The organism is Candidatus Eisenbacteria bacterium (assembly GCA_018831195.1).
GTDB lineage: Bacteria > Eisenbacteria > RBG-16-71-46 > CAIMUX01 > JAHJDP01 > JAHJDP01.
In genome coordinates, this window is the sequence record JAHJDP010000086.1 from 1 (window position 1) to 2,713 (window position 2,713).

Consider the following 2,713-nt stretch of genomic DNA (forward strand, 5'->3'; position numbering starts at 1 on the left):
CAGGCGCGTCCTGTACCCGGCGGGAAACAAAGTCAGGGAGAATGCAATCACCTCACAGCAACGGAAGAGGATGGCGGCTGCTCTACAGCCGCCAAAGGGAGACATCTAGCCATTGACAACCGGTGGCCTCATAGGCGTTAGGTTTCTTTTGGCAGAAAACTCGAAAAGAAGGCTCGATCCACTTCGTATACAGTCCTCGGCTTCAAGCCAAGCTCAACAGATTCGAACATCTCCACAAGTTTCTCGCCATCAACGAGCTCAACAGGAGGGGCGCCGGCCCGATCGGCCTCCTGACGGGCATCGGCAGTGAATGTCCCTGTTGTTATGATGATGCCCTTATCAGCACGGCCAATCATCGCATTTCGAAAATCGCCCACCTGGGACCGCGTCACTGCGCGATTGGTGTATCGTTTGCACTGAAATAGGACCTTGAAGCTAACAAATGCATTTACCTGGAGTATTCCTATTCCATCAATTCCTTCGTCTTTGGGTCCACCGGTAACTGTCACCTTTTCAAACCCGGATTCGCGAAGAAGCCGCGCGCAGATACGCTCGAAGTTTTCTGGCGTGAGTTTCGTAAGAAGCTCAAGCAAAACACCTTTGTGATCTTCGGTTATGATGTCAACATGATCGTCTTCGTCCGGGGTTGTCCCTGTCTCTTCGACGTTTTTCCTTGCTTCCGCGTGGATTTTCACCCATTTAAGAAAAATATCTCGAGCCGATACTTCATCCAATGAAGTCTCGTAACCTTTTTGCGTCAGTGTCCAGACCCCGCGCGTTGAGCCGTCGAGTAGCCCCTCCCAGACGAGGTTTTGGCGAGCCCAGTGAACTTGATTATAAAACCTGGTCTGACCCGATCTCAGCGTCTCCTCCAGTCTCTCACTCAAATCAAATCGTTCAACTATCCAATCCAAAACCTCCTGTGGCTTGCCAGAACCACCCAGCGCACGAAGGGCGTCTAGAATTGGCCCCATCCACCCCACGAACTCTGACTTTCGCTTTTTCATTATTGTAAACCTAACGTTCTCATAACCCGCGAGGGTCTTTGGCGCGACCCTCGCTTCTCTCAACTTCGCGACACTATGATCTCACTTTGCGAGGGGCGTGACAAGGGCATCTCGGCGGGTTAATGAGTTCGTTAGATTGTCGTAGAGATTAGTCATTCTGTGGATAATTTAACCTTTTATATAACTGATCTCCCATTATTATACCCAAAAATGATGTTATGACAAAAACCCAACTATATGCAATCAGCTGCCCGAAAATCCCGCTGATCTTTGGGCCACCATTAATTAGCGCATTTCCTACATATACATACATCGCCGGGTTGCCAATAGCGTATGGAAATATTCGGTCCCCGAGGTGCGGGCAGGAAAGATAGCTAAAAACAAAGCACCCAGCTAATGGGGGAATAGGCATAAGGACCCAAAGGCATATTAGAAGATTCTCTTCTGCCCAATTCCTATCCATCGAGATAAATTGCCACTCAATGAAATACAGAACAAGAATTATCGCTATTCCGATGACGGAGTGAATGGCCAGGCGCTTTGCCAAATGCAATATATTTCTATTCATGCTGGTTGCTTTTTCACATGCATCAGACTATTTCCGGCGAAGGCAATCATTATCTCGGCCATCCCGAGCTGTCAATTCCTGATTCTTGGAGCAATCGTATACTCAATCCACAAGATACCCAACACGAAAAATAGAAAAATGAGTAAGTGTGCAATTAGCTCGCGTCCTCGAGAGGGTTTTACAAGTGCCGAAATCAAGGTCGCCGACATGGCGATCGGCGAAAGATAAGCTGCGCCTGCGAAAAGCCACTCTCCGACCGTAAATTTCTTGTAAGCTGAGAAAATATCTTCAAACATGACAATCATGAAAAAGACAAAGTGGTAAGGAAACATTACCCCACCAAGCAAATATTCCCAATCAAAACGAAAATTCTTATTAACGAGTATGTAAATGATCGCTATGATCGTACAAATCAACCATGTTGCAAGAAATCTTAGTGCAATACCTTTTCTCACCCAGACCTCATATCAATCTAACGTTCTTTTAACCTGCGAGGGTGCTTGGCGCGACCCCCGCCCGCCCGCGTCTTCTCAACGCCACCATTCTCCCACAAAAGCGGGGGGCGTGACAAGCGCTCTCGACAGGTTCAAAAGCTCGTTATGCGCTCGAAATGATCATCACCACTACCGAAATGGCTCGGATTGCCCGGCTCAAAACCGCGTTCCTTGCTCTCTTGGTTTACTCGTCACACCGGCGGCCGCTCCACTCTTCTATCACAACCCGATTCGAGTGAATTGTCTCTCGCCATCTCGGTAACCTGATGAAAGGTCCGTCGATCGGCGCCCATGGATTGGCACCAAGCTGTTGGAGGCAGAGGCTCATCGAGCGCAATTCCTATTCGCAATTCTGGTTCGATAGGCCTCTGTGGCCACCTTTGCAGGCAAACACATTGGATCGATCTCTCTGATCTGGTTCCCTATGCCGATGGATAACGCCCGATGGCCGTTAAAACAGTCACCCGCACGAAGACCGATACCCGGTTTCCATCACCTCCAAGACGATGAATCGTAAGAGATTAGAGCGGGCCCCCCGGCCCCAAGTTTGGGTCGGGACACCTCAATTGCCGTTACAAATGGAGCTCCGTTTGCGGGATCTGCCGGATGGGGTCTTGTCGCCACATTTTCAGCACCACCCTTGC

General features: G+C 49.4%; 2 protein-coding genes. Both read right to left on the minus strand.

Features of this window, described 5'->3' with window-relative positions; all coding sequences use genetic code 11:
* Window positions 1–137: 137 nt before the first annotated feature.
* Window positions 138–1,007, minus strand: a complete 870-nt coding sequence (locus KJ970_14865) for a restriction endonuclease (GenBank protein MBU2692201.1) — start codon at window positions 1,005–1,007, stop codon at window positions 138–140.
* A gap of 639 nt (window positions 1,008–1,646) precedes the next feature.
* Complete coding sequence (locus tag KJ970_14870; protein MBU2692202.1) at window positions 1,647–2,030, minus strand: hypothetical protein; 384 nt, start codon at window positions 2,028–2,030, stop codon at window positions 1,647–1,649.
* Between the last annotated feature and the right edge of the window lie 683 nt (window positions 2,031–2,713).